This is a genomic window from Flagellimonas alvinocaridis, from assembly GCF_965248585.1.
Taxonomy (GTDB): domain Bacteria; phylum Bacteroidota; class Bacteroidia; order Flavobacteriales; family Flavobacteriaceae; genus Flagellimonas; species Flagellimonas alvinocaridis.
The window spans coordinates 139,483-162,783 of record NZ_OZ252111.1; the positions used below are offsets into that span (position 1 = coordinate 139,483).

22 protein-coding genes are annotated in these 23,301 nt (G+C 44.8%); 11 read left to right on the plus strand and 11 right to left on the minus strand.

Annotation, left to right across the window (positions count from 1 at the left end; translation table 11 throughout):
• Nucleotides 1-20 precede the first annotated feature (20 nt).
• From ACP14V_RS00535 to ACP14V_RS00550, 4 genes are all read right to left on the minus strand, one after another.
• Nucleotides 21-2,399, minus strand: coding sequence for an ABC transporter permease (locus ACP14V_RS00535; RefSeq protein WP_272609146.1), 2,379 nt, complete (start codon nt 2,397-2,399; stop codon nt 21-23).
• Between the two features lie 36 nt (nt 2,400-2,435).
• On the minus strand, nt 2,436-3,131 hold the full coding sequence (locus ACP14V_RS00540; protein ID WP_272609147.1) for an ABC transporter ATP-binding protein: 696 nt from the start codon (nt 3,129-3,131) through the stop codon (nt 2,436-2,438).
• A 66-nt stretch (nt 3,132-3,197) separates the two neighbouring features.
• On the minus strand, nt 3,198-4,448 hold the full coding sequence (locus ACP14V_RS00545; protein ID WP_136565125.1) for an efflux RND transporter periplasmic adaptor subunit: 1,251 nt from the start codon (nt 4,446-4,448) through the stop codon (nt 3,198-3,200).
• Nucleotides 4,449-4,456: 8 nt separating this feature from the next.
• Nucleotides 4,457-5,824 (minus strand): TolC family protein, encoded by a 1,368-nt coding sequence (locus ACP14V_RS00550; RefSeq protein ID WP_272609148.1) that lies wholly within the window; start codon nt 5,822-5,824, stop codon nt 4,457-4,459.
• 172 nt (nt 5,825-5,996) lie between these two features.
• Between ACP14V_RS00550 and ACP14V_RS00555 the strand changes: the two genes are divergently transcribed.
• The 6 genes from ACP14V_RS00555 (at nt 5,997) to ACP14V_RS00580 (ending at nt 11,050) form a co-directional block, all read left to right on the plus strand.
• Nucleotides 5,997-7,361: a sigma-54-dependent transcriptional regulator gene (locus ACP14V_RS00555; RefSeq protein WP_152131923.1), complete on the plus strand. Its 1,365-nt coding sequence runs from the start codon at nt 5,997-5,999 to the stop codon at nt 7,359-7,361.
• Nucleotides 7,361-8,713, plus strand: coding sequence for a sensor histidine kinase (locus ACP14V_RS00560; protein ID WP_272609149.1), 1,353 nt, complete (start codon nt 7,361-7,363; stop codon nt 8,711-8,713). The genes ACP14V_RS00555 and ACP14V_RS00560 overlap by 1 nt, the downstream gene beginning before the upstream one ends.
• 13 nt (nt 8,714-8,726) lie before the next feature.
• Nucleotides 8,727-9,176, plus strand: a complete 450-nt coding sequence (locus ACP14V_RS00565; protein ID WP_272609150.1) for a 3-oxoacyl-ACP synthase — start codon at nt 8,727-8,729, stop codon at nt 9,174-9,176.
• A gap of 103 nt (nt 9,177-9,279) precedes the next feature.
• On the plus strand, nt 9,280-10,155 hold the full coding sequence (locus tag ACP14V_RS00570) for an SDH family Clp fold serine proteinase (RefSeq protein ID WP_272609151.1): 876 nt from the start codon (nt 9,280-9,282) through the stop codon (nt 10,153-10,155).
• Entirely contained in the window at nt 10,155-10,367 is a 213-nt protein-coding gene (locus ACP14V_RS00575; protein ID WP_272609152.1) for a hypothetical protein, read from the plus strand. Before ACP14V_RS00570 ends, ACP14V_RS00575 begins: the two co-directional genes overlap by 1 nt.
• 353 nt (nt 10,368-10,720) lie before the next feature.
• Nucleotides 10,721-11,050: a hypothetical protein gene (locus tag ACP14V_RS00580; RefSeq protein WP_272609153.1), complete on the plus strand. Its 330-nt coding sequence runs from the start codon at nt 10,721-10,723 to the stop codon at nt 11,048-11,050.
• On the opposite strand, the gene arfB is transcribed toward ACP14V_RS00580, so the two are convergent.
• The 7 genes from arfB to ACP14V_RS00615 all read right to left on the minus strand — a co-directional run bounded on the left by arfB (nt 11,051) and on the right by ACP14V_RS00615 (nt 18,382).
• Nucleotides 11,051-11,455 (minus strand): alternative ribosome rescue aminoacyl-tRNA hydrolase ArfB, encoded by a 405-nt coding sequence (gene arfB, locus ACP14V_RS00585; protein WP_272609154.1) that lies wholly within the window; start codon nt 11,453-11,455, stop codon nt 11,051-11,053.
• Complete coding sequence (locus ACP14V_RS00590) at nt 11,433-12,428, minus strand: ABC transporter ATP-binding protein (protein ID WP_272609155.1); 996 nt, start codon at nt 12,426-12,428, stop codon at nt 11,433-11,435. The genes arfB and ACP14V_RS00590 overlap by 23 nt, the downstream gene beginning before the upstream one ends.
• Nucleotides 12,429-12,570: 142 nt before the next feature.
• Nucleotides 12,571-14,724, minus strand: coding sequence for a prolyl oligopeptidase family serine peptidase (locus ACP14V_RS00595; RefSeq protein WP_272609156.1), 2,154 nt, complete (start codon nt 14,722-14,724; stop codon nt 12,571-12,573).
• Between the two features lie 74 nt (nt 14,725-14,798).
• Nucleotides 14,799-15,812: an aspartate-semialdehyde dehydrogenase gene (locus ACP14V_RS00600; protein ID WP_272609157.1), complete on the minus strand. Its 1,014-nt coding sequence runs from the start codon at nt 15,810-15,812 to the stop codon at nt 14,799-14,801.
• Nucleotides 15,813-16,150: 338 nt separating this feature from the next.
• A complete protein-coding gene (gene mscL, locus ACP14V_RS00605; protein WP_129653805.1) occupies nt 16,151-16,558 on the minus strand; it encodes a large-conductance mechanosensitive channel protein MscL in 408 nt (135 codons plus the stop codon).
• Between the two features lie 77 nt (nt 16,559-16,635).
• On the minus strand, nt 16,636-17,745 hold the full coding sequence (gene alr / locus ACP14V_RS00610; RefSeq protein ID WP_272609325.1) for an alanine racemase: 1,110 nt from the start codon (nt 17,743-17,745) through the stop codon (nt 16,636-16,638).
• Entirely contained in the window at nt 17,738-18,382 is a 645-nt protein-coding gene (locus tag ACP14V_RS00615; RefSeq protein WP_272609158.1) for a thymidine kinase, read from the minus strand. Before ACP14V_RS00615 ends, alr begins: the two co-directional genes overlap by 8 nt.
• Before the next feature lie 159 nt (nt 18,383-18,541).
• Between ACP14V_RS00615 and ACP14V_RS00620 the strand changes: the two genes are divergently transcribed.
• Genes ACP14V_RS00620 through ACP14V_RS00640 form a run of 5 tightly spaced genes read left to right on the plus strand, consistent with a single transcriptional unit; the run spans nt 18,542 to nt 23,276 of the window.
• A complete protein-coding gene (locus ACP14V_RS00620; protein WP_136565137.1) occupies nt 18,542-19,231 on the plus strand; it encodes a hypothetical protein in 690 nt (229 codons plus the stop codon).
• Nucleotides 19,232-19,278: 47 nt separating this feature from the next.
• Nucleotides 19,279-19,950: a 16S rRNA (cytidine(1402)-2'-O)-methyltransferase gene (gene rsmI, locus ACP14V_RS00625; protein WP_272609159.1), complete on the plus strand. Its 672-nt coding sequence runs from the start codon at nt 19,279-19,281 to the stop codon at nt 19,948-19,950.
• Between the two features lie 32 nt (nt 19,951-19,982).
• Nucleotides 19,983-21,029, plus strand: coding sequence for a succinylglutamate desuccinylase/aspartoacylase family protein (locus ACP14V_RS00630; RefSeq protein WP_272609160.1), 1,047 nt, complete (start codon nt 19,983-19,985; stop codon nt 21,027-21,029).
• Complete coding sequence (locus tag ACP14V_RS00635; protein WP_272609161.1) at nt 21,026-22,156, plus strand: DUF819 family protein; 1,131 nt, start codon at nt 21,026-21,028, stop codon at nt 22,154-22,156. The genes ACP14V_RS00630 and ACP14V_RS00635 overlap by 4 nt, the downstream gene beginning before the upstream one ends.
• Nucleotides 22,157-22,208: 52 nt before the next feature.
• A complete protein-coding gene (locus ACP14V_RS00640; RefSeq protein ID WP_272609162.1) occupies nt 22,209-23,276 on the plus strand; it encodes a helix-turn-helix domain-containing protein in 1,068 nt (355 codons plus the stop codon).
• Nucleotides 23,277-23,301: the final 25 nt, after the last annotated feature.

The window sequence follows — 23,301 nt, forward strand, 5'->3', positions numbered from 1 at the left end:
GTGTCGTTTTGAAAATTAGTTTATTCGGTTCGCAGGCTTTTAACAGGGCTGGCCAAGGCCACTTTTAGGGTCTGATAGCTTATGGTAATCAATGTGATGACCATGATGGATACAATGGCCAGGGCAAAAACCCACCAGTGTATTTGGGTTCTATAGGCGTAACCTTGAAGCCACTGTTCCATGAGATACCAAGCAATGGGGGTAGCCAAAACGCCGGCTATGAGGATGAGCTTAAAGAAATCCATGGAAAAAAGCGTCAAGATTTTGGTGACATTGCTGCCCAACACTTTTCTAATGCCAATTTCCTTGGTTCTTTGGCCCACAAAAAAGAGAATAAGACCGTAGAGGCCAAGGCAGCCAATCAATATGGCCAAGCCTGAGAAAACTTTGGAAAGGGATAAATACCGTTGTTCCGCTTCGTATTGCTCTGCAACACGTTCATCCATAAAATGGGGCTCAAAGATATAGCCTTCAAATGTATTGGACCATTTTTCCCCGATTTGATCTAAAATGGACCTAGTGTTTTGGGCGCTTATTTTTATTGCTATTTGACTGAACCAGTGAGGTTTGTATGCTATAAAAACTGGACTAATGTCTTCCGTAAAATCGCTGTCGTGAAAATTGGCAATAACTCCAACAATGGTTGTTCTTTCACTATTTACTTCGATTTTCTTGCCCAACAGGTCATTGGATGAGGCCAACCCCAATTTTTCTCCCAATTTTTCATTGACAAGGACTTCAGTGATAGAGTCGTGCTCAAAAAAATTTCTCCCAGCCACTAATGGAATGTCAAAAGTTTTTAGATAGTCTTTATCGGCAAGTTTGGCTTGAATGCTGAATTCCTCATCTTCTGGCCTATTGTGGAACTTTATGCTGGTTCCCCAATTACTGTGCGAAGCTCCAGGACTGTCCAGGCATGCGGAAACCTCATTGACTCCCCCAATTTGGGACAATTGATCTTTAAGCGATTTTAGCTTTACGGGTTCAATGTCCGTAGGAATGTCCACCATGACAATGGATTCCCTATCAAAACCTAAATTGGTGTTTACGGCATAATCTATCTGTCTGGAAATAATCAGTGTTGCTGCTATTAGGACAATCGATATGGCAAATTGGGCCACGACCAAAACTTTCCGGGTTGTAGAGCCTCCCGTGTCGTTATGGTTCAATTTGCCCTTTAGGGCAAGCACAGGAACAATGCGGGACATTAAAATGCCAGGGTAGCTACCAGATAGGAACGATACCAAGACCAGCACAGCACTTAAAAAAGCAAAAAACTGCACATTCCACAGATTGTTCATAGAGAGCTCCAGTTCAAACAAATTGTTGAACGAAGGGAGAAACAAAACAGCTAAAAGAATGCCCAATCCAATGGCAAAAAGGCTAATTACAAAAGTTTCGGACAAAAATTGCCAGAACAGATGGTGCCTAAAGCTCCCTAATACTTTTCTGACCCCAATTTCTTTGGACCGGTAGAAGGCCTGAGCTGTTGAAATGTTGATGAAATTGATACAGGCAATGAGTATCAAAAAAAGTCCAATGACACCAAAAACCCACATTAAAGCAGGATCTACACCACCATATTTCGAATTAAAATGAATATCAGACAGTGGTTGTAGCTTGTAAACGTGTTTGTTTTTGCTTTTGGGGCGATGCTTTTTAGGAAGTTCCAATAGCATATTTTCTATGTCGGCTATGTTCTGGTTGGGGTGCAATAGGGCAAAGCATTGTAAATCTGACGAAATGCCGCCCCACGTTTCCTCTGAAACAAATTCATTGAATTTTTCCAAGGTCTTGAACGAGATGAACAGCCCTTCAGTTACAAAAGAAGTTTTGGGAACATTTTGAAGAATTCCAATAACTTCAATGGTTTCTTTGTTGTCATAAAGAAAGGTTTTCCCAAGAGCATTGACTGTTCCGAATAATTTCTCGGCCATTTTTTCGGTGATATATGCCGTATTGGGTTCTTCCAAAGACCTATTGCCGGCAGCGTCCATTAGAGGAAAGGTCATGATGTCAAAAAAATCCGGCTCAACAAAGGCAACGCCTAGTTTATAGGGTTGGTTTTGTCCTTGGGCTTCCACCTTAACGAGCACCTCATCCCAATTGACCATTTTGGCGACTTTTTCGGCGTAATGGTATTCTTCACGGAACACTTTTGCAAAGGCAGGGGGCACGGAGGCATTGTAACCTATCTGATCTTGATGACTTTCGGTGACCATTCTATAGATTCTGTCCGAATTCTCATGAAACTTATCAAAGGACAAATGGTGGGTCAAAAACAGATATATCAAAATACTGCTGCCAAAGCCTATGGCCAAGCCTAGGATGTTTATAGTGGTGAACACCTTTCTTTTGATAAGGTTCCTCCAAGCGATTCGGATATAGTTTTTGAACATGATGGTTGTTTTTGATGATGATTGATGAATAAACTCTTATACCATTGCTCCCATGGGTTTATTTTGACTTTCAGTGACAATTTGCCCATCGAACAGGTTGATGACCCTGTGCGCATAATGCGAATCACGGTCGGAGTGGGTCACCATAACAATGGTGGTGCCTTCTTGGTTCAGCTCGGTCAACAGGTTCATGACCTCGATACCATTTTTGGAATCCAGATTTCCTGTAGGCTCATCCGCCAAAATCAGTTTTGGGTTGGTAACCACGGCACGGGCAATGGCCACCCTTTGCTGCTGACCACCGGACAATTGTTGTGGAAAGTGCTTTTCCCGATGCGCAATTTTCATGCGTTCCAAGACAGCCTTTACCTTTTCACGACGTTCAGATTTGTTCATTTTTAGATAGATGAGCGGCAGCTCCACGTTTTCGAAAACCGTAAGCTCATCAATAAGGTTAAAGCTTTGGAAGACAAAGCCTAGGTTTCCTTTTCGCAGTTGGGTGCGTTGACTTTCCTTGAGCCCTCCCACTTGGTGACCGGCAAACTCATAGCCTCCCTCGGTAGGGTTATCCAACATGCCAATAATATTCAGGAGGGTGGATTTCCCGCATCCGGACGGCCCCATGATGGCCACAAATTCTCCCTCGGCAACCTTTAGGTTTACCCCGTTCAGGGCCAAGGTTTCCACTTCTTCGGTTCTGAAGCTTTTTTTAAGATTCTGTATCTGTATCATTTTTATGGTTGTTTCGCTGTTAGTATATAGACTTCTTTAAATCAATAGGTGTTACAGGTTGCACGGTTATTTTAACACAATCCGTTCTGCGGTTCCAAAACTGTCATAGTTACTGGTAATCACTTCTTCTCCAGGTTGTAGGCCTTCAAGGACCTCGTAGTATCTTGAATTCTGTTTGCCCAGACGTACATTGCGTTTTAAGGCTTCGCCCCCATCAGGGTTTACCACAAAGACCCACTGACCCCCGGTACTCTGGAAGAACCCGCCTTTGGGCAATAAAAGTGCTTCGTTGGATTCACCCAACTGTAGGCGAATGTTGTAGCTCTGCCCTGCACGAATGGTCTCGGGCTTTTCATCGGTAAATACCAAATCTACCTTAAAGCGACCGTTCCGTACTTCGGGGTACACCTTGCGCAGTCGTAGACCGTATTCCTTTTCATTGCGCTCCAAGGTTGCGGACAGGTCCCGTTTTACCCGATCAATGTAGTGCTCGTCAATTTCGGCCTCAATCTTAAAATCGGTGAGTACGTTGATTTGACCGATACGTTCCCCTTGGGCAATGTTCTGTCCAATCTCGGCATCCAAAAAGCCAAGCTGGCCATCTGCAGGGGCGCGGACATTGAGGTGGTCCAAACGCTCATAGACCATGGATAGGGTCTTGTGCATCCGGGCCAAATCGGCATCCAAGCCGGTCAAGGAAGTTTCTCTCAATTCATCATCCTGCTCGGTTTGCAGTTTTACAATGTCATGTTGTTTTTTGGCGAGCTCGTAATTCTCCTTGGAAAGAAGGTAGGTTTCTTTGGAAATCAGTTCGTCCTTGAACAACTCTTCATTCTGCTCGTAGTTTCGCTTTAGGCGTTGAAGGTCATATTCGGCCGTGGCCAAGTTTCGTCTTCCCTCCACCTGTCTTGAATCGAAGGTAAGTTTGGTAGACCGTAGGTCGTTCTGTTTGAGGGCCAAGTTACTCTCGCTCGCCAAAATCTGTTCGTAAAGACCCATATTTTCGAGTTTGAGAATAATGTCACCCTTTTTTACCATGGATCCTTCTTCAATCAATTTTTCCGAGACCCGCCCACCTTCATAGGCATCCATATAGATGGTGGCTATCGGGGCCACAGTACCGTTGATGGTAATGTAGTCATCAAACTTGCCGGCGGTGACCTGTGCTATGGAAAGGCGTTCCTTTTCGGTCCTGAAGGTGGAAACGGAACTGGCAAAAAGCAGCTTCCATCCCACGAACAATAAAAGTACGCCCAAGGCTATATAGCCGTAATGTTTGGGTTTAAGTCCTTTCTTTTTCTCTAATTGTATATCCATGGTTCTGATTAGTTGATATTAAAAATGGGTAGGCCACTATAAAAATCTATGGTGCTCTTGTTCACCCTCAACCGGAGACCTACCTGTAAGTTTTCGTTTTGTGCCACACCGTACAAATTCTTGGCCTGAAAAAGGTCCAAGGCATTGATGAGTCCTTTTTCGTAGCGTTTTTGGGCAATGGTGAACGCCAATTGTTGGGCCTCTACCTTTTGGTTGCTCTGTTCGTATTCGGCGATCAATGCCTGATTGGTCTGTACGAGCTGTTGCAACAACTGAAAAAGTTCCTGCTCTTGGATCTTAAGATTGTTCTGTGCCTGCAAATAGGCAATTTTTTGCTGCTTCACCCGGGAATGGTTGGACCATCCATTACTGATGGGGATACTCAGTTCGGCCCCAACAAACTTGGAGGTGTTGTCATTGAACTGGGTCTTAAAGGGAATGATGTTTCCATTTTCATCCACATTGGTCTCAAAATAACTGGTCCCGTAGCCGGCGACCAAGGAAAGGGAAGGATAAAGTGCCCCCCTGGAGGCCTGAAGTTGTTTTTTGGCAGCACTTACCCGGTATTCCTGTGATTTCACCAAGGGCACAAATCCTCGGGCAGTTTCATATAAGGAGTCCAAAGGAGCGCTTTCAATTTCATTGGGAAGGGGTTCCAAAGTTTCTTGTAGGGTAATATCCGTTACTTCGTTGAGGTTCATTTCTTGTAGCAAAACCAACTTGGCATTGGTGAGCAGGTTTCTGTTCTGGGTCACCAATAATTTATCGCCCAATAGATTGGATTCGGCCTCGTAGAGGTCGGCCCCTGCCATGATACCCAACTCCACCTGTTTTGCAACAAGGTCGTAATTGGCTTGGGAGATTTCCTGTTGCTCCAAGGAATTGGCGACAAGTCCTTCATAGAATTTAATATCGTAAAAAGCGCTCATCACCCTGAAGGCCAAGAGGAATTTCTCTTGCAACACATCTTCCTGTGTCGCTTTCAAAATAAATTTTGAGGCTTTTATCGAGTTCAATTTTTGAAACCCTTGAAATAGCCCCATGTTGGCACTTAGAGAGTAGTTGTTGCTAAAGAACTCCGTGTTCACATAATCGTTGGTGTTCGGGTCGGCCGATCTACCGTAGCGAATCCTATAATCGGTATAACCGCCCACGGAGGGCAACAAATCACGGATGGACTGGCGATAGGTCTCTTTGCTCGAGTCGCGATTATAGTTGGTGTTCTTTACTTGAAGGTTGTGCTCAATGGCGTAGGCCACACATTCATCCAAGGTCCAGGTCTCTTGCGAAAACCCGGAGATTGCAACGAAAAATAAAAGGCCGGTAATGTATGTTCTAAGGTTCATAATGTATTCCTGTGCCAAAACTATGTCCATTCTTATGCCAAAAACATAATCAACTAATAATCAAAGCATTAAAATAATTTTTAAAGGAAAGTTAAGCATAGGTGTAAAATATTTATACAAAAAATGTCAAATTATTTTACACATCGATGGCTTGCATTGTGCCAATTCGTAGTTTTAGAATTGAAAAGGAATTATAGGAGTTATGACCGATGCCAAGATTTTAGTGGTAGATGACAACAAGAGCGTATTGAGCGCTTTGGAGATTTTACTCCAGTTTGAATACAAAAGCGTTCAGACCTTGTTCAACCCCAACCAGATTTCTTCCTTTCCCAATATGGAGGAAATGGACATTGTGCTGTTGGACATGAACTTTTCCGCTGGGGTGAACACAGGGAACGAAGGACTGTTTTGGCTCAACGAGATCAAAAAGAAATCCCCCAACACCTCTGTGATCATGATGACGGCCTACGGTGCGGTGGACTTGGCGGTAAAGGCCTTGAAGCAGGGCGCATCGGATTTTGTCCTGAAACCTTGGAACAACGAACGGCTCATGACCACGGTGCAATCGGCCTACGAGTTGCGGAAATCCAAACAAGAGATCCATAACCTGAAAAAAAAAGAAAGCAACCTAAAACAGGTCATCAATGAGGACAAGAACTTTATCATTGGCCAATCCAAGGCGCTCTCCTCGGTTTTGAACTTGGTCGCCAAGGTGGCCAAGACCGATGTCAATGTGCTCATCACCGGCGAAAATGGAACGGGGAAAGAACTCATCGCCCGGGAATTGCACCGATTATCCGCAAGAAAAAATGAGGTGTTTATTGGGGTGGACATGGGGTCCATTGCCGAGAACCTTTTTGAAAGTGAACTCTTTGGGCATGTAAAAGGCTCCTTCACCGATGCCAAGGAAGATCGGGCGGGAAAATTTGAGGCTGCCCACCAAGGCACCCTGTTTCTGGACGAAATTGGGAACCTTTCCCTACAGATGCAGGCCAAGTTGCTCTCTTCCATTCAAAACAGGGCAGTGGTCCGGGTGGGGTCCAACACCTCCAGTCAGGTGGATATTCGGTTGGTCTGTGCCACCAATTGCAATCTGGAGCAAATGGTAGCGGATGGACTGTTTCGGGAGGATTTGCTCTACCGCATCAACACCATCCATATTGAAGTGCCACCCTTGCGTGAGCGCGAAGGGGATGTTTTGGTGCTGGCCGACTTTTTCCTGAAAAAATTTGCCCATAAATACGATAAACCCGGACTTCGGATCAACAATGTGGCCCAAGAAAAATTAATGGAATACCAATGGCCGGGCAATGTTAGGGAGCTGCAGCACACTATGGAGCGGGCCGTGATCCTTTCGGACGGAAATGTGCTCAAGCCCACCGATTTTCTGTTGCACGCCAAACCCATGCAATCGTTGGACCATCAGCCATTGACGCTGAACGAGATGGAACAGCAGATGATCTTACGGGCCTTGGACCAGCACGATGGCAATTACAGCGCGGCGGCGGAACAATTGGGCATTTCCAGACAGACCCTCTACAATAAATTGAAGAAAAAGCACGAATAATGGCCAGTCGACATTTTTATATCCAGTTGATTGTTCGGGTGATATTGATCACGCTCACGGCCTTGGCCCTCGCTTTTGCAATCTCTAAAATGTGGTATTTCACCTTGGCATTTTCGGTGATTTTTTTAGTGTCCCAAGTGTATGCCTTGATCATATTCATCAACAGGACCAACCGCAAGATTGCCTATTTTTTCGATGCCATCCGCAATGAGGATTTTACCCTGCGCTTTCCCGAACGGGTGGCCATTAAATCCTTCAAGGAGCTCAATCAAAGCCTGAACCGGGTCAATGGGTTGATCCAGGAAGTGCATCTGCAACTGCAGATCAGGGAACAATACTATCAAGAGATCCTGAAACAGGCCAGTATTGGCATCATGACCTATAACGAAAAGGGCCACATCTTGTTTTCCAACCCTACCATGGAAAAGTTGTTGGACTATTCCCCGTTGAACCACATCAAACAATTGGCCCAAGTGGATGAAAACCTGTTCAAGATCTTTGAAACCTTTGAGCCTTTTGAGCGCAAACAGTTTCAACTAACCAATGAGCGGGAACAGATCCATCTGGCCATCAAGTCCACACCTTTTACCTTGGACGGAAAATCGCTCTTGTTGGTGGTGATACAGGACATCCACAAGGAACTGGACGAAAAGGAGACCGAATCATGGGTGCGCCTCATCCGGGTGTTGACGCATGAGATCATGAACACCATTACCCCCATCGCCTCCATTTCCGATTCCATCATCAAATACTATCGGAACAACGGAAAGATCACTCCCATGGAGGAGTTGGAAGAGCATCAGATCAAGAACACCCTGAAAGGGTTGGAGGTGATCAAGGAACAGGGGGGCAACCTCATGGACTTTGTACAATCTTACCGAAGCCTTTTGCACGTACCCGAACCCAACAGGACCATTGTGCAGGGAAAGGCCCTTTTGGGCAAGATCGATGTGCTCATGTCCGCGCGGCTGCATGAGGGCGAAACCGATTTTCAGGTGCTGTGCGACCCGGAGGATTTGGAGCTGTTCATAGATGAAAAGCAGATTGTTCAGGTATTGATCAATCTGGGCAAGAACGCGCTCCAGTCCGTGGGGGATACCAAAAATGGAAAGGTGCAGATGGTGGCCGGGATGGACCGCAACGGGAAAAAATATATCGAGGTAAGGGACAACGGCCCGGGCATTCAACCCGAAGTGTTGGAAGAGATTTTTGTACCCTTCTTCACCACCAAGAGCGAGGGAACGGGGATTGGCCTGAGCCTGAGCAAACGGGTGATGCAACTGCACGGCGGTGGCATTCAGGTACACTCCGTACCCGACCAAGAGACCGTTTTTAGATTGACGTTTGCCTAAACCACAATTGAAAATGCAGAAGAAAGAACAGCTATTAAAGTTCTGTTGGGACTATGTGGACACCCGAACGGAGCGCCTGAAAAAAAGTGCCGCGGCACTACAGGAATCCTTGGATTCCGAAACCAAGAGCAGCGCCGGGGACAAGCACGAGACCGGGCGGGCCATGGTGCAATTGGAGCAGGAAAAACTGGCCCAGCAATTGGTGGAACTTGACCGACTCAAGGAAGTATTACGAAAGATCAATGTTGAAACCGCACAGGGCAAAATACGTTTGGGAAGTTGGGTAAAGACGGGCACGGCCCAGTATTTTTTGTCCATTTCCTGCGGGGCCGCCCCATGGGAAGGCCAAACGGTCTACTGCATATCGGCGGGATCGCCCATAGCGCAATTGCTCATGGGAAAAGAGGCGGGCCAGACCTTTGATTTTAATGGAAACACCCATACCATTTTGGAGGTGGAATAACTTGGGCTAACATCTGGGGTTTCTCTTTTTTTTCCATTGTAGATTGATAACAATTAAATTGCTATTTTCGTAAGAGTCCCCTTACCAAGAATAAAATTTAATTATGAAAGTACCTTTAGATGATTCGATTAAAGATGTTTTAAAAAAGAAATTTTCCGAAATATCTGAGCTATTGGATGGAGATATATTCAATTATTATGGTCAGATACATGATGGCTATGAGAAAACAATACTGAAATTGACAGAGGACATGGTGGAGGCACCAGAAAAAAAGGATAAGTTGTTTGTTATCCTTACAACTGGAGGGGGAAGTGCTACGGCAGTTGAACGATATGTGAATATCTTCAGACATCATTATGATGAAGTGAATTTCATTGTCCCTGACTATGCATTTTCGGCTGGAACAATTTTTTGTATGAGTGGTGATGACATTTATATGGATTATTATTCAGTTTTGGGACCAATAGACCCACAGATAAAAAACAAGGAAGGTAAATGGGTTGCTGCCTTGGGTTATCTGGATAAAATCAATGAGTTAATTGAGAAAGCGAAAACCAATACATTGACCCAAGCAGAATTTATTATTTTAAAAGATTTTGATCTTGCAGAGTTGAAGGGTTATGAGCAAGCCAAAGAGCTTACAATATCTCTTTTGAAAAAATGGTTGGTTAAGTACAAATTCAAAAACTGGGAGAAGCATCAGACCAATCAAGAGCTTTTGGGACAGCCAGTAACTGAAGATGAAAAAAAGGCAAGAGCAGAAGAAATTGCTGATTTACTTAGCGACAATAATCAATGGAAGTCTCATGGGAGACCAATAAATATTGAAACTTTAGAGAATGATTTACGACTTAAAATAAAAGATTATAGTAAAGATAAAGACCTACAAGGACTTATAAGAGAGTACTATGATTTGATGTCGGATTATGCCAATCAAATTAATCCTGCTATTTTTGTACAAACCAAATGTTTTATTTAATGTCATCTATAACTGAAGATTTAAAGAGTGTTTTAAACGAAAAAGAGATTAAAGGAGACGATATTTCTGAGGTTAAAAAATATCTCGAAGCGTCCAAGTTATACGAATCTCTTGTTTCTTCTGGACTAGCGACTAAACGAGGTAATAATTTATTGCCTCCTGACAAAACCTATCGTTTTTCGATTACGGTAAATTCTTCTGGCAATCACTAAAAATATTATAGCCTCCTAAAATAGGGGGCTTTTTTTATATGTCAATTGACTTGAAAAGTTGAGATAGCTTTACTCCCCTCGCCTCGCAAATTCTATGAAGTGTCTTTAGTGGGATGTTATATCCTTGCTTTTGCGAAATTTTCCGAACAATTTTTTCATCAATATCATGGTCCAATGCAAAAGCTCTTTTTGATTTTGCCTTGGCAATCCATTCCTTGGTAATATAATTACAAATGGCCTGATTTATTTCCATCTCAAAACAAAGGAATAGGTTCTTTTATAAAAAAATGCGGACGATAGTCCGCAAAAAGAATAGTTTTGGTTACATTTGATAGCAACTCAAATCTTTAACCATGGAAAACAACCAGACCGCCTTTTTAAAGGGCGTTAAAATTTTGGCCGAGGAGCATTTTAGGTCGTTGCGGCCCTACAAATCGGGTTTTGAGGTGGAGCACTTGTATATTAAAGGCTATCAGGACCTGTTGTTCCATCTGGAGTCTTTGATCAATGTCTGTATCTTGGCGCTGGACAATCCCCATGTGGGGGAACATACGCAGATCAGGGAACCGCAGGTGCACATCCAGAAAGTTTTGGAACTCACCGCCCAGCTCATCCCGTTTGAGGAAGCCGGGTTTTTGGACCAGATGCGGGAACTCATTTCTACCTTGGAAAAGGAAGACTAGCTACTCCAACCCCGGTTTTTTGCGTTGGGACTTCTTTTCTGCGGCCTGTTTTTTGGATTTCAACCGTTTTTCCACGGAAGATCGGGTGGGTTTGGTGGGTTTCCGTTTTTTGGGAACGATCAAGGCATTTTTCAGCAGGTCAAAAAAGCGCTTCACCACAAGGTCACGGTTCTTGTGCTGGCTTCGGGATTCGTCGCAGTGCAATTGCAAGACCCCATCCTTGGTAAGCCTGGATTTCAGTTTCAGGAGCAGGCGTTCCTTTTCCACCGTGGACAATCCTTGGGATGCGGCCACATCAAAGGCCAGTTCCACTTTAGTGGAAACCTTGTTCACATGCTGCCCGCCCGCGCCGCTGCTTCGGACGGCCTTAAACTGTAGTTCGCTATGGATTTGTTTTTTGTCCACCTTGGAGACGCCTGTTTATGGTCCCCAAAGATACATTAAGGAAAACGGTATCGCCCACCTTCAGTTTTTTGGGCGTGTTGAAATAGAGCATGGGCCCATCTTCCACCTGCCCCTCGTTGAGGTAATGGCTTCCTTTAAAAAAGGAATGGGTCACCCCTACCTTCAATCCCGAAGTGGTGGACACCTTGAACTCATCAGGGTATACCAACACCGATTTATCGATTTGCGAGTACGATTTCAGCAATTTTATGGGCAGTTCGTTCACCTCGCCAAAGAGGCTGGCCGTATAGTAGTTGGGCGGGTTCCGGTACAGTTTTTTGGTCTTCTGGTTGGCAATGATGCGCCCTTTTTCCAAAATCAAGGTCCGCTCTGCAAACGGAAGGACATCACTGGGGTCGTGGCTGGCGGTAAGGACGGTTATTCCCTTTTTCTTGAGATGGGCAAAAAGGTTCCTGCGAAGGGAGTTCCGTTTAAAGTTGTCGATGTGTCCAAAAGGTTCGTCCAACAAGAGGATTTCGGGCTCTTGGGCCAGTACCCGGGCCAGGGCCACCCGCTGTTGTTGTCCGCCACTCAGGTTTTTCACCTTGGTCTTGGCATAGGCCTCCAGTTCTATCAAGGCCAACAGTTCCGCGATTCGTTCTTGGTGGGTTTCCCGCTCAAAGACCGAAAGATATTGCCCAATGTTCTCTTCCACCGTGGTGAAAGGCATCAGGTCGAAATCTTGGGAGAGGTATTTCATGTACGGCTCGCCGGGCACCAGATTGAAATTGGGTCCCAAGGCCTGTTGTTCGCCCCAAAAAATGGAACCGTCCTCCACATGCAAAAACCCATAAATGATTTTTAGGAGGGTGCTTTTTCCCGAACCGCTTTCACCCATCAGGGCCACGTGTTCGCCGGGGGCAACTTCAAACGAAATATCCTTGAGAATCGACTTGTCGTGGTATCCAAAGGAATCAATCTGTACTTTAAGCATAAATGGATAAAAGCAGTTTAGAAAGAAATACGTCAACCTGAACTTGTTTCAGGTTCTCATAAAACCCTTCAATAAAGCACATGGGATTCTGAAATAAATTCAGAATGACGCATTATCTAATTTTCTGAACAGCTATAATTAATTAATCTTTAAACTCCTTGAGCACCACTTGGTTGGGAAGCTGGTCGTATCCCATGTTGTAAAAGGTGAACCCAAAGATGTCCGCATATTGTTCTATGGTCTTGCTTACCGGTGTTCCGGCCCCGTGTCCTGCATTGGTCTCTATCCGAATGAGCGTGGGGTTGGTCCCGGTCTGTTTTTCCTGCAGTTCTGCCGCAAACTTGAAACTATGGGCAGGTACCACACGATCGTCATGGTCTCCCGTGGTGATCAGGGTGGCCGGATATTCGGTGCCTTCCTTTACGTTATGCACAGGCGAATACCCTTTTAGGTAGTTGAACATTTCTTCATTGTCCTCCGCAGTGCCATAATCGTAGGCCCAGCCCGCGCCAGCGGTAAAGGTGTGGTAGCGGAGCATGTCCAAAACCCCAACGGCCGGAAGCGCCACTTGCATCAAATCGGGTCTTTGGGTCATGGTGGCCCCTACCAAAAGTCCGCCATTGGACCCCCCACGAACCGCCAAATATGCCTTGGAGGTATATTGGTTGTCGATGAGGTATTCCGCTGCGGCGATAAAATCGTCAAACACATTCTGCTTTTGGAGCTTGGTGCCCGCAATGTGCCATTCCTTGCCATATTCGCCACCCCCTCTAAGGTTGGGTACGGCGTAGATGCCGCCTTGCTCCATCCAAACGGCATTTACAATGCTGAAGGCGGGTGTCAGGCTAATGTTGAACCCTCCATACCCATACAGGATGGTGGGGTTTTTACCGTTGCGTTCCAATCCTTTTTTATAAGTGATGATCATGGGAACCTTGGTCCCGTCCTTGGACGTATAGAACACTTGCTCGGATTCGTAGTCTTCGGGGTTGAAATCGATTTGTGGTTTCCAATACTGCTCGTATTCTCCGGTTTCCACATTGAACTTATAGGATGAGCCGGGCGTGTTGTAGTTGGTGAACGAAAAATAGAATTCCTTTTCCTCCTTTTTACCCCCAAAACCACTGGCGCTTCCCACACCGGGAAGATTCACCTCCCGAACCAGGTTTCCATCGTAATCGTACTGGAATACTTTGGAAATGGCATCCACCATATATTCGGCAAAAAAGTAACCGCCTCCGGTGCCTACCGTGAGTACGTTTTTCGTTTCCGGGATCAAATCCGTCCAATGTTCCGGAGTGGGGTTGGAGGCATCGGCCACCACCACTTTTTTATTGGGTGCGTTTCGGTTGGTGACCAAAAACAGTTTGGAACCTTCGTTGTCGATCACAGAGGTATCGGAATCGGTATCGTCCAGAATGGTGACCAATTTTGCATTGGGGTCGGTGAGGTCCAAAAGGAACAATTTGTTCCCCGATGTGGAAACGGCTGCTGAGATAAACAGATACTTTTCATCTTCGGAAACGTACCCGCCCACATAGCGATGTTTTTCCTCAGCAGTGCCACCAAAGATGATTTTGTCTTCGGATTGGGGGGTGCCCAAAGCATGGTAGTACAGTTTGTGCTGATCGGTCTTTGCCGAAAGCTCGCTACCATCCGGCTTGTCGTAACTAGAATAGAAGAAACCTTCGTTGCCCTTCCATGAAAGGCCACTGAACTTGATATCGACCAAGGTGTCTTCCACGACTTCGCGCGATTCGGCATCGATTACAATGCCCTTGCGCCAATCGCTGCCCCCTTCGGAAATAAGATAGGCAGCTTTGGAGCCATCCTTGGTAAAGCTCAGCCCCATCAAAGAGGTGGTGCCATCTTCCGAAAAGGTATTGGGGTCCAGGAACACTTCCTCTGGTCCATCACCCTTTTTTCTGTAGACCACATATTGGTTCTGTAGTCCATTGTTTTTATAGAAATAGGTATAGGCCCCTTCTTTGAAAGGGGAGCCTACTTTTTCATAGTTCCAGAGTTTTTCCAGACGGTTTTTAAGGTCTTCCCGGAACGGAATCTTGTCCAAATACCCAAAAGTGGAGGCATTTTGTTGTTTTACCCAAGCCTCGGTTTCTGAGCTTCGGTCGTCTTCCAACCAGCGGTAAGGGTCTTTGACCTCGGTTCCGAAATAGGTGTCTACGGTATCGACTTTTTGAGTTGCGGGGTAGTTCACAATGATGGGTTCTTTTTTGGGAGTGGTCTGGCAGGCAGCGCATAAAACCACAACAGCTAGGAGATTTTGGTTTCGCATTTTTTCAGATTGATGCTGATAAAAATACCATAAAAACCGACAATCCCTAGCTGCTGCTATAGCTTTAACGTATTTTATGAAATTGCCTCGGAGGCGTTGGAAACCAGATGGTTCTCCACCAAATATTCGGCAATCTGAACGGCATTGGTGGCCGCTCCTTTACGAAGGTTGTCCGCCACGATCCACATGTTCAAGGTGTTGGGTTGGGTCTCGTCCCTACGGATACGTCCCACGAACACATCGTCCTTGCCATGGGCAAACATGGGCATGGGGTAGGTGTTGGTGTCCGTGTTGTCCTGTACCACAACACCGGGAGTCTCGCTCAATAGTTGTCGCACTTCAGCAAGCTCAAAATCGTTTAGGAACTCAATATTCACCGATTCTGAATGCCCACCAGCGGTTGGGATACGCACTGCGGTGGCCGTAACCGAAAAGGTACGGTCGTCCAATATTTTTTGGGGCTCACGGGCCAATTTCATTTCTTCTTTGGTGTAGCCGTTTTCCAAGAACACATCGCAATGGGGCAATGCATTTCGGTTGATTGGGTAGGGATATGCCATGTCCCCCTCTATGCCGGCAGCTTCGTTCTCCATTTGCTGAACGGCTTTTAACCCGGTCCCGGAAACGGATTGGTAGGTAGAGACCACCACACGTTTCATCCCATATTTTTTATGTAGCGGGTCCAACACCATCACCAATTGAATGGTGGAACAGTTAGGATTGGCTATGATTTTATCTTCTGCGGTTAAGGTATCGGCATTGATTTCAGGCACCACCAATTTTTTGGTAGGGTCCATTCGCCAAGCGGAAGAATTATCGATGACGGTGGTACCAACTTCGGCAAATTTGGGAGCCCATTCCAAAGAAGTGTCCCCACCTGCGGAGAAGATGGCGATATCGGGTTGGGCCGCAACGGCATCGGCAAGCCCAATAACGGTATGCTCCTCTCCCTTATACTCCAACGTTTTGCCTACGGAGCGCTCCGAGGCCACCAATAACAATTCTGAAATGGGGAAATCGCGTTCCGCCAAAACTTGCAACATCACTTCGCCAACCATTCCTGTGGCACCTACAACTGCTACTTTCATGCTTACTTAAATTTGAACCGCAAAGGTACGCCAGATAGCGATCTAAACAAGCATTTAGCAACAGAATAATCAAAAAATAACAAAAAGTTATAAATAAAACAACCATCAATCTGCTTGCGGGGCAAATTGATGGTTTTTAAAGGGTTAATTGTGATGTAGCGGGGATGCTGAAAATTCAGCACCAACGATATTTGTTTTCTGATTGTCCGTAATCAATGCTATAAATAAAAAATTGTCAGGTCGAGCGCAGTCGAGACCTTGTCATAAGACACTGTACCCGTTAACTTCTCGACTGCGCTCGAAGTGACATTGCCTTACGATTGATTACGGAGATTCAATTATTTCTTCAACAAATCCCGGATTTCGGCCAGCAACTCTTCTTGGGTCGGGCCTTTTGGGGCCTCTGGTGCGGGCTCTTCTTTCTTTTTCATCCTGTTTACGCCTTTAACGATCATGAACATTACGAAGGCCACAATGGTGAAATCGATCACATTGGTGAGGAAGGCCCCATACAGGACCGCAATTTCCCCTACGGTTTCCCCCGCATCGTTCACGGTTCCTTCCGTAATTACGTATTTCAAATCGTTGAAATCCGAATTGAACAATAGACCGACCAAGGGTGAAACTATGCCTCCGGTGAAGGAGGATACCACTTTGTTGAACGCTGCGCCCATTACGAAACCTACGGCAATATCCACTAGGTTTCCTTTCATGGCGAAGTCCTTAAACTCTTTTAAAAATCCCATGTTATAGTTAAGTATTGGTTAATCAAGAAACAAAATAATCAAAAAAAGGCATTGATTCCACAAACATTTGGGAAAAATCAGTCTTCCACGATTACACGTTTTATCCGTTGGGATAGGGCCGTAAGGATTTCGTAGGAGATGGTCTTTGCCCCGGAAGCGAATTCCTCGGCCGATTTTTGGGGTCCAAAAACCAGAACCTCATCGCCTTCCTTGCAATCGATATCGGTAACATCCACCATGATCATATCCATACACACATTGCCAATGATCGGGGCTTTTTTCCCATGGATGAGTACATGGGCCTTTCCATTGCCATAGGGGCGACCGATGCCGTCCGCATGGCCCAAGGGAAGCGTAGCGGTTTTTCGTGGGCCATCGGATTTGAAGGCCCGATTGTAGCCTACGGTTTCATTAGGTTCCAATTGATGTATTTGTGAAATAATGGTTTTTAGGGTGCCTACCGGCCTTAATTGGGCATCAACGTCCTTGTGGTTTCCATAGCCATACAGGCCGATTCCGCTCCGGACCATTTCAAATTGGGCCTCGGGATAATTTAGGATACCCGAAGTGTTGAGCATATGCCGCATGGGGCTATAGCCCAATTTTAGGCTGAGCGTTTCGGCAATTTTTTTGAAGGTGTTGATTTGGTTCTCACTAAAATCTCTTTCATTTGGATCTTCCGAAGCGGCCAAATGAGAAAACAGGGAGACTACCTTTACCTCTGGCGCATCCTTGACCTGTTCCGAAATAAAATCAACATCATTTTCTCCAAAACCCAAGCGGTTGAGCCCCGTATTGAACTTTAGGTGAATGGGATATTGCACCTGTCCTATTCTTTTGGCCACCCCTATAAACGCTTTGAGGATTTTTGGGGAGTAGATATTGGGTTCCAAGCGATGTTCAATGATCTCCTCAAAATTTACGGGAAGTGGGTGAAGGACCAAAATAGGCTTGGTAATCCCGGCTTCCCTCAACAAGATGCCTTCACGGGCATAGGCCACGGCAAAGTAATCTGCACCCAAGGCCTCCATTTTTTGTGCAATGGCAACCATGTCACTGCCATAGGCAAAAGCCTTGACCACCGCCAGAAATTTGGTGCCCGATGCTATTTTTGAACGGAGAAACCTGTAGTTGTGCGCTAGGGCAGACAGGTTTATTTCCAGAGTGGTTTCCCCGACTTTACGCATTGCCATTTTTCTTTTTTGCATCCACCTCCTCTGCCTCCACGTCCATTTGGCTTATTTTTTCCTTGAGCATGGCCTTATAAAAAGCGGCTCGGCTAAGGGGCTCATATTCTTCGGTCTCGCCCAAAAGCACCAATTTATCATTGCTGGATTTCCGAAAACTATAATTGGCCAAATTTCCTGTGCGTGTACAAACGGCATGTACTTTGGTCACATACTCCGCTGTGGCCATCAAGGCAGGCATCGGGCCAAAAGGATTGCCCTTGAAGTCCATATCCAACCCGGCCACCACCACACGTACTCCCCGGTTGGCCAAATCGTTGCATACCGTTACAATCTCATCATCGAAGAATTGAGCTTCATCAATCCCCACTACATCACAACCATCTGCAAGAATACGGATATTGGCCGCAGCTGGAACAGGAGTGGAACGGATTTCGTTGGCATCATGGGATACCACCATATCCTCATGGTAGCGGGTGTCCACAATAGGCTTAAAGATTTCTACTTTTTGCTTGGCAAATTGGGCCCGTTTCAATCGGCGGATGAGTTCTTCTGTCTTTCCAGAAAACATGGAACCGCAGATGACCTCTATCCATCCGAACTGTTCTTTTGGGTTTACCGTGTTTTCAAGAAACATTAGCGTATTTTTGAACGAAATTGTGTCCTTTTTCCGTTGTATTGGGACGAAGCACAAAGCTACTAAAAAAATGTGCCGCAGGCCCCAGGTTAAAATTTAACCTTTTGTTCGTAACGGAAAAGATAAAATGATTATATTTTTATAGTAAAGAATATGGCTATGATACGGAAACTAAGGGAAGAACTGATAAAATTGTCCACCGAGATCATCACTACGAGGGAAGATCAGGATTTGGTGGTTTTGTATGAAAAGGCAAGGAGTATCTATGAAAGATTGGCGGTGCTCAAGTTTATTGACGAAAAATTGAGCGATGTTGAAGTTGATGTGTCCAAAAATGTGGTTGCTTCACGATTTGAAAAAGTAGCCAATGCGGTGCTCAGCGGAAATATTGCAGTGCCCGAGAGCAATCCACATGAAGAGGACATTATGACCCCCGGGATGGAAACCATAAAGGACATGGTATCCGAAATGCCTACTGAAACAGCTCTGGAACAAGTTTTTGCTGAGTTTGTTGCCACCCCGGAGTTCATAAAAAATGATCAGGAGAATGTAACTCCAACTGATAAAAAGATAAAAGCTGATCAAGAGACCAAATCCAAATCTTTAAACGATACATTGGGCAAGGATATGCAGGTGGGGCTCAATGACAGATTGGCCTTTGTAAAACACCTGTTCAACAATAGCATGGAAGACTACACAAGGGTGCTCTCCCAATTGAACACCATTGACAGTGAAGAACGTTCCATTGCTTTTATCAACAACATGGTAAAACCCGAATACAACAATTGGCAAGGCAAGGAAGAATATGAAACCCGTTTGATGGCCCTTATCGAACGTAGGTTTGCCTAGTACAGATCTTTTCGCTTACTTTTCCAAACAAGACCGTAACTTTGGATATGGGAAAATTGTATTTGGTTCCGACCCCAATAGGGAATCTTGAAGACATCACCCTTAGGGCTATCAAGGTGCTTAAAGAGGTAGATATAATATTGGCTGAGGATACCCGTACCAGCGGAAAACTGCTCAAGCATTTTGAAATCCACACGCAGCTTCAGAGTCATCATATGCACAATGAACACAAACAGGTTGATGCATTGGTGCAAAAGTTAAAGGGCGGAGCCACTTTGGCACTGATTTCTGATGCGGGGACCCCAGCTATTTCGGATCCTGGGTTTTTGCTCACCCGTGCTTGCGTGGAAAACCATATTGAAGTGGAATGTCTGCCTGGGGCAACAGCTTTTGTGCCAGCCTTGGTAAACAGCGGTCTTCCCAACGACCGTTTTGTGTTTGAAGGATTTTTGCCCATCAAAAAGGGGCGCCAGACCCGAATGCAGCAATTGGCCGAAGAATCTCGCACAATGGTTTTTTATGAATCTCCCCATAAATTAATAAAGACCTTGACACAGTTTGTGGAGTATTTTGGAGAGGATAGGCCTGTTTCTGTGTCCAGGGAACTCACCAAACTCTATGAGGAAACTGTTCGGGGAACCCTAAATGAAGTACTTTCTCATTTTACGGATAAACCACCAAAAGGAGAATTTGTTGTTGTGGTTGGCGGTAAGAAATAAAGACTATATTTATTTCTCAAATTCCAAAGGCAATGAAAATCAAGTTTTTATTGGGAATCCTTCTTATGGCTCCAATTTTTGGCAGGGGTCAGTTTGAATCGATCCCTACATTGGATAGTTTGGTGTTATCAAGTTTTGAGGAGGGAAAAATTCATAAAGTATGGCTTGCATTAGGAAATGATGGCTTTGGTCAGCCCATACAAGTTCCCGTTTTGATAGCGAAGGGAAATGATACCGGCAAAGTACTTGGATTAACTGCTGCCATCCATGGAAATGAGCTTAATGGGATTGCAATTATCCATAGGGTTTTTTCTTCCTTGGATGTAACCCAGATGAAAGGCACAATTATTGCCATTCCGGGCTTGAACCCCTTGGCTATTGCCAATCAACAACGCGAATTTGTGGACCAACAGGATTTGAACCGGTTGTTTCCGGGCAAGGAAAAAGGCAACCGTTCACAACAAATGGCTTTTCAAATAGGAGAAAAAATCATTCCGTTCTTCGATTATCATATTGATCTGCACACAGCCAGTTTCGGACGCGAAAACACCCTCTATGGACGTGGTGATATGCAAGATGATACATTATCTGGCATGCTTCGAATCTTAGAGCCGGACATTATTGTTTCAAACAAGGGCGAAGCCAGTTTTGGCGAGGCCAGCGGACTTACTTTAAGGGCTTTTGCCATGAAGAAGGGGATTAAGAGCATTACCATGGAATACGGAAATCCGCAGGTGTTCCAGAAAGAAATGATAGACCGGGGGGTCATAGGAATTGTAAATGTTTTGAAGTGGTTGGATTTTACCAAAGGCGAAACAAAAATGCCACCGGCCAAGAATGTTTGTTCAAAATCCTATTGGATTTTTACCAAAAAAGGAGGCTATTTAGAGGTACATGTGACGTTGAACCAAAAAGTTGAAAAAGGGGAGCATATTGGAACACTCCGTAACCCATTTGGCGAAGTGATTGAGAAATATTTTTCCCCGGAACCGGGCATTGTCATCGGGAAGAGTACTAACCCTGTAAGTATTTCGGGGGGAAGGATTCTCCATTTAGGGATTTTAGAGAACTTGCCATGAGCTGGGTTCCGTGGGGAATAACGCTGTTTACCGTAATTGCGGTCTATTTTTTGGATCGCTGGGAACATAAAACGGTAAAGTCGATTTTTGATTGGGTCCCTGCCATTCTTTTGTCTTACATTATCCCTGCATTGATATCCTATGCATTCGGGTTGGATTTTTCCCAAGATAGTATACATGACCTCAGTAAGACCTTTTTTATTCCATTGACCATTGTGGCTGTAATGGCAAGTCTTTCCTTGGGACAGTTGAAAGCCATCGGATATAAACCCATTCTTCTTTTTGTGTCGGGCTCTTTTTTTATTGCGTTGTTTCCTGTCGCGTTTGTAACGGGATTTCCGCATACCGATTTGGTGACCGAAACCTTTTCCAACAAGGGTTTTTGGAAAGGGGTGCCTCCCATTGTGGGAAGTTGGATCGGAGGAAGTACCAGTCAATTAGTGCTCAAGGAATTGGTGGAGTGTCCCGAGGGAATTTTTCTCTCAGTCTTGGTCATGGACAATATTTTGGTCAACATTTGGACCATTCTGATGTTCCAGACCATCAAAAAGAGCAAAGGACTAAATTCATTTTTAGGAATTAAGGACAAAATACTTCCCGAAGGAATAAGGGAAGAAGGATCAAAACGATTGTCGGGGTGGATCACACTTCTCATTTTGATAATGGTGGTCCTTCTTTTGAATGTGATAATGGAGTCTTTTGTTGGGAAAGTGGTTACGCTTTCGATACTGGGATTGGTTATGGGCAATTTTTTACGTGGATGGAATTTTAAGTTTTCCCTGAAATTGGGAGGAATCCTGATTCTTACTGTCATGTCCATATTGGGGTTGAAGCTTCGTTTTGATCTATTTGGGTTTGATATGTACTTTTTCTGGTTCCTTTTGGTTTGGCTTTTGGGACACTTTCTGTTTATGGTCCTCATTGCGAAACTCCTCAATGTGAACATGGCCTGGGTGCCCATAGCCAGTATGGCAAATGTTGGGGGTATTGCCACGGCCCCTGCGGTAACCGCTGCCTATAAAAAAGAATGGATGCCCCATGCCATTATCTTGGCGATTTTAAGTATGGCCACAGGCACATTTTGGGGCATGATCACCATTTATCTGCTACAACAATTCATGGGTTAAAAGTGTTAGCAAACCCAAGAGTTTTCGACCTAAGAAAAACAAACCGGGTAAAATGGTCCGAAAATTCAGCCCAGAGATCAATAAGGTTTACTTCATTAACCAATACACCCTTTTCCATATCCTTTCGGGTTCGGGAAGTATTCAGGTCGATTTTAAAAATTACACCGATTGGATGGATAAGGCCATTTATTTGGAAAAAGGGCAATACATAAAATTTCTTTCGGAAGATTTTGAGGTAAGAACCATTGAATTTCCCAATAAGGATGTTTTTGATAATAAGGAGGTTCGGGTGCTGTTTAAACATCTCATCTCTTTGGGCTACATCAATTTTAAAGAGTGTGTGGATTGCGAAAAATACCTTTCACAGAGCTTATTCGAAGGGAATACCCGTCAGATTATGGATGTTTCTTTAAAACAATGGTTTTGGCAGAACCCCTTCAATGCCAGTAAGAGTGAGTATCAAATCATTTTTGATATCAAGGATGTAATCGACAAAGAATACCCAAATCACCTGTCCAACAAAGAATTGGAAGCCCTATTTCGAGAAAACGGATATCAGGCCCATGCCTTGGTAAAGGAAAAATTGGGTGTTACGGTAAAATCCATGTTCAACGAGAAACGTTTAGTGGAAAGTAAAAAAGATGTGGCCTTCACCGATAAGAGCATTCAAGAAGTTTCTTATGATATGGGGTTCAAGGACCCTGCCTATTTCAATAGGGTGTTTAAAAAACGTACAGGCTACAGTCCCACCCATTTCCGTGAAAACTTTGATTTTGAAAGAAAGGACCCTTTTGTGGAAGATTTGGTTTTTCTGCTACGAGAGCATCACATGCAAGAACGGTCCTTGGCCTTTTATGCCGATAAAATGAACCTTTCCGTAAAGGCCCTAGCCAAAAAGACTAGGGATAAGATGAACGATTCTTTGGGCCGGCTTATCAGGAATGAACTCATCAATACTTCTAAAAAATTACTCGACTCAGATGCCTCCGTAAAGGAAATATCCATTGCACTGGGGTTTGAGGAACCTAATCATTTTTCTTCTTTCTTTAAACAGTATACGGGGAGCAACCCATCAAAATTTAAACTGGAAAAAGTACAAGGAAATGCTCCTTTTTTGTAGCCTTTAAGCAACGTTACCGCCGCAA